The following is a 4,063-nucleotide window of genomic DNA, read 5'->3' as shown; positions in this document are numbered from 1 at the left end:
GCCGCGCACGATTTCCAGATCGGCCTTGGCGGAAAGCAGATGATTCTGCTTGGCCAATACCTGTTCCAACGGTACCAGCCAGTTGACCAGATCGGCGCAAACCGCCACCACGCCGTGATAGTAAATAACATTGGCAAACAGGTCGACCGGAATCTTGAAGTAAGCGTAGTCAAACAGCGCGTAGCAGGCTACAAACAGGGTGAATTGCAGCCAGGTATGCCGGCTATAGTGGCGGTAGCCTTCGGAAAACAGCCTAAGAGTCTGCAATACGGTTATCCCTTCATAGTGTCTTGGCGCGCGCAGTCTGACAGTATCGGAAGATATCATCGTCCAGGGGGGGCGGCGCTGCACAAGCCATCATCAGGATGAATACACACCCGGCTATTACGGTCGACTCGGCAAGTTTCCACGGAGGTGAAGGTACCTCTCACGTGTCGCACCAGGTTTTCAATTTGCCGATCAGCCGCTTTAGATGCGCGGCTTTCTTTCGATACGGCGCATGTGATGAAAGATAGTATCCAGTTGTTTCACGCAGTCTTCGGCCTCATTTTTTAAATCGATCAGCTGGTTAATCTGTTCTTTGGAGAGTGCTGCCATGGTTTGCCTATCGCATTATCCTGTCAATAAGCGCTTTCAACTCATCTTCCGTATAGTTAGCTCCGATCGCTATATAGGTGGCCAGCATAATCAGTCGCTCATTACTGGCCTGCATATAAATATTAGAATCTTTTTCCCAAATTCGATGATTCATTAGTCGGTCTAATGTGAGCATAAATGATGGAAATCCAGCGCCCGACAATCCAATCCTAGTCCTACTGGTTTTTAGTTTCCTAAAAGAGTCCAGTAACGATTTTTTAGCCGAATTCAACGTCCGAAATTGAAGAGCGGGATCCAAGAAAAAATTTGGGTTTTTCGGTTTTTTTCTGCTTCCGCCGATTTTTTCTAGGAGACTAATCAAAAAATCCTTTCTGGCTTGCTGAACACTTTCTTTCCAACTGCTTATTTCTGTGACCTCAAGCTCTCGGTTAATCGCGTCTTCTGCAGCTTTTGCCAGCTTCTTGGGTACTTCTCTCTCATACTCGAAATGTAATACTACAAGAGCTATGATTTCATTATTTGTTACTGTGTCACCGTAGTTTATTGCATCACCCCAATGAGCAAAAAAACGCTTTAATGCTTCCTCGTAACCAACACTATGAACGCCATCCAACCACTCATTCCATTTTTCTCGTATTTCCACGCCTTCATCACAGTCGAACGGATCAATTCCCCATGCTCCCATTGAATAACTCCTATTTTTGATAGACGCTTTGCATCATATTTGTGTTTGATTTATTCGGATACAGAACAAATCCTCCATTTGCACCGGAGGAAATATTTGTACTCAATCCTATTGCTGACCCACTAAAAATAGAATTCCAAATCGATTGTGCGGGCGTAGCAATTGACGTAATAGTACCAAGTCTAGAATTATTTAATAACCCGATGCGGGCCGCCCCTATGGGATTTATTGCATTTAAAACACCTAATGCGTTTATTCCACCCATGTTATTGAGGGTTAGCTGCTCTGCAACCTCTCGACTTGCTTTACTTCCATTCACAGCCGCTCTTACTGCATTATCAACGGACGATATAGGCTTAATAGGATTGGCCACATGTGCAGCTAAACGAGTTCCAATTTGACTAGACTGCCCAACATAACTGGCCCCGCCTTGTTCAAAGAAATAAATCCCACTGGTAATTTGAGCTTGTGCGGTCGCGCCACTACTGGCTGCTAATTTTGTTGAAAGAGGCGCTGCTATATATCTCGTTTGATAAAGTTGTGTGGCTTTACTAATTATTCCAGATCCTGCCGCTCCGAGAGCGGCATCAGTTGCGATTGCATTTGCATCAAAAACATCTCTACCAGTGGCAAATCTTATTGCGCCACCTAAAACTACACTGGTTGCGGCACCTACACACATCGGACAATTCCCACTCGGATCATTCCCATTCACCGGATCATAATACCGAGCCCGGTAATAATAAAATCCGCTTTCCCCATCGGCTTCCCAGCCGGTGTACTTTTGTGAGGCGTTACTGGTGCCGGTTCCGCTTAGGTTGCCGCCGAAGGCGGTGTAACTTTGGGTGGCTTGAATCTGACCATCATGCGCGCTTTGCCCCAACACCGATTGCAGGGCGTCGTGGTGGTAGGTGCTGTTGACCATCATGTTGTTGGCGTCGCGGTGGTAGCCGTTGACCACTTCGTCGATCACCGTGCCGCGCATATATTGGTCGCGCAGTGCGCCGTTGCCGTCGTAAACGGCTTCCAGATGTTCGCCTTCCAGGTAGTAGCGATTGGTGATTCCGGCAGTTTTTTCGATGCGGTAGCCGGATGGGTCGTAGCGGTATTGGCTGGTATTGATTTGCTTGACGCGGTTGTTGACATCCCAGCTCAGGGTCATTGACCGATTGCCGCTGACGGTGGTCAGGCTGCCGTTGTCGTCGTATTGGTAGCTCTCGTAGATCGTGCCGGTCGGACTGCCGGTGCGGATGTCTTTGAGGCGGTTGCCGGCGTCGACGTTGTAGTATTGGGTCGTGCCGTTCAGCGTGTGGGTCTTGCGATTGCCGACCTTGTCGTAGCTAAAGCTTTCATCAAAGGCGCTGCCGGGGTAATCGGCGGTTTTGAGGCGGTTTTCCGGGTCGTAGCTAAAAACTGTGGTGCCGGTGATTTGGCCCAGGGCGTTGGTGGTCGCTCCTGCGCATCCTGCGCCCGCGACATTCGTGCATCCCTGCACATCATCGGTTTGGCTCAGAATGTTGCCGAGCCGGTCGCGCGCGTAGCTCGTATCGTTAACCAGTTGGCCGATATATGTAGGCTGAATTATTTTCATGGTCGAATCAGTTATCTACTTTTTCTTTATAATTTTTAGACCCCAAAAAACCGTTACTAGCAAACCAATGGCAATTGCTACTACATTCGGAACAGTAACAATTGTAAATAATCTTATCAATCGAATCACAAAAACAAGAACCGCAAAACTAATAATAGCTCCAATAGCTCTAAAAAAATATGAGGTAATTTTTTTCCAGGCTGGCACGAACTTGGGCACTTTCCCGATGTGTTCATTTATATAAAATTGTCCAAGCAATGCAGAAGCAATAACGGCTCCACCAATCATGTTAAATAAATACTCGTAAACGATAGAATATATATTCATAGTTTAAGATTATTTTCTGTAAACACTTTGCATTTGATTCGTGTTGGATTTGTTTGGATAAAGAACAAACCCTCCATTAGCAGAATTGGTTGCTGGTAAATTTGTGCTGGACCAAAACCCACCAAGATCAGTAGGAACCGGTAGATTGGCAATGGTTTGAGTAGCCCCTCCAGCCAAGGCACCATAAATATTGCCGAAATTCAACGCTCCTTCCACACTGCCTCCAGACCTAACAACTTTAAGTGCAGATGAAAGACCTGCTCCATACCCAGCTAAACCACTAATACCCCCTAATCCAGTTTGTACAGAAAATTGAGGCCAATTTGTATTACCTAGAGAAGTGCCGCCCGCCCATTGGTTCGCTAAGTTACCTCCTCCAGCAGCTAGCGCACCTACAGCAACAGTTGCCTTTAATCCAATATTAGTTGCAACAGCACCTGGAATAGCACCGGCGACAGCGCCTGTTAAAGCACCGATGGCAATATTTCCCGCATTATCGATGGTCCAACCACCACCAGCATTAGCAGCCTGTATAGCTCCAGTGACACCGCCAATTGTTGCGCCAATCGTAATTGGATTAACTACAATTTTCCCACTGGGATCATTGGCGTTCACCGGATTATTATTGACGTAGGCATAAAAGTTAACCCCCGCCTCAAACCCCAGCGGGTCCTCGCTGATAAACCGCCCCATCTCCGGACAATAAATCCGCGCCCGGTAATAATAGCAGCCGCTCTCGCTGTCCGCTTCGCGCCCTGTATATTTCTGCAGCGCGTTGCTGGTACCGGTTGCGTTCAGGTTGCCGCCGAAGGCGGTGTAACTTTGGGTGGCTTGAATCTGACCATCATGCGCGCTTTGGCCCA

At 47.5% G+C, this 4,063-nt stretch carries 5 protein-coding genes and 1 pseudogene; all 6 read right to left on the bottom strand.

Annotated features, from left to right (window positions below):
* Positions 1-351: pseudogene (locus tag M0R33_RS24290) on the bottom strand (exosortase family protein XrtM); the annotation flags it as partial.
* Positions 352-468: 117 nt separating this feature from the next.
* Entirely contained in the window at positions 469-597 is a 129-nt protein-coding gene (locus M0R33_RS24285; protein ID WP_292574544.1) for a hypothetical protein, read from the bottom strand.
* A gap of 7 nt (positions 598-604) precedes the next feature.
* Complete coding sequence (locus tag M0R33_RS24280) at positions 605-1,282, bottom strand: hypothetical protein (protein ID WP_292574543.1); 678 nt, start codon at positions 1,280-1,282, stop codon at positions 605-607.
* A 10-nt stretch (positions 1,283-1,292) separates the two neighbouring features.
* Complete coding sequence (locus tag M0R33_RS24275; RefSeq protein ID WP_292574542.1) at positions 1,293-2,873, bottom strand: hypothetical protein; 1,581 nt, start codon at positions 2,871-2,873, stop codon at positions 1,293-1,295.
* A gap of 15 nt (positions 2,874-2,888) precedes the next feature.
* Entirely contained in the window at positions 2,889-3,200 is a 312-nt protein-coding gene (locus M0R33_RS24270) for a hypothetical protein (protein WP_292574541.1), read from the bottom strand.
* A 9-nt stretch (positions 3,201-3,209) separates the two neighbouring features.
* On the bottom strand, positions 3,210-4,063 hold an 854-nt coding region (locus tag M0R33_RS24265; RefSeq protein WP_292574540.1), incomplete at its 5' end, for an RHS repeat-associated core domain-containing protein.

Source organism: Methylomonas sp., assembly GCF_023228165.1.
In the GTDB taxonomy this organism is placed as follows: Bacteria; Pseudomonadota; Gammaproteobacteria; order Methylococcales; family Methylomonadaceae; genus Methylomonas.
The sequence above is the reverse complement of the archived record's forward strand: the minus strand, read 5'-3'. Positions and strand labels throughout refer to the sequence as shown.

Bases quoted from the DNA above. Each gene is read 5' to 3' on its own strand.
- M0R33_RS24275 (WP_292574542.1), bottom strand. From the start codon at position 2,873: ATGAAAATAATTCAGCCTACATATATCGGCCAACTGGTTAACGATACG.
- M0R33_RS24285 (WP_292574544.1), bottom strand. From the start codon at position 597: ATGGCAGCACTCTCCAAAGAACAGATTAACCAGCTGATCGATTTAAAA.
- M0R33_RS24280 (WP_292574543.1), bottom strand. From the start codon at position 1,282: ATGGGAGCATGGGGAATTGATCCGTTCGACTGTGATGAAGGCGTGGAA.
- M0R33_RS24270 (WP_292574541.1), bottom strand. From the start codon at position 3,200: ATGAATATATATTCTATCGTTTACGAGTATTTATTTAACATGATTGGT.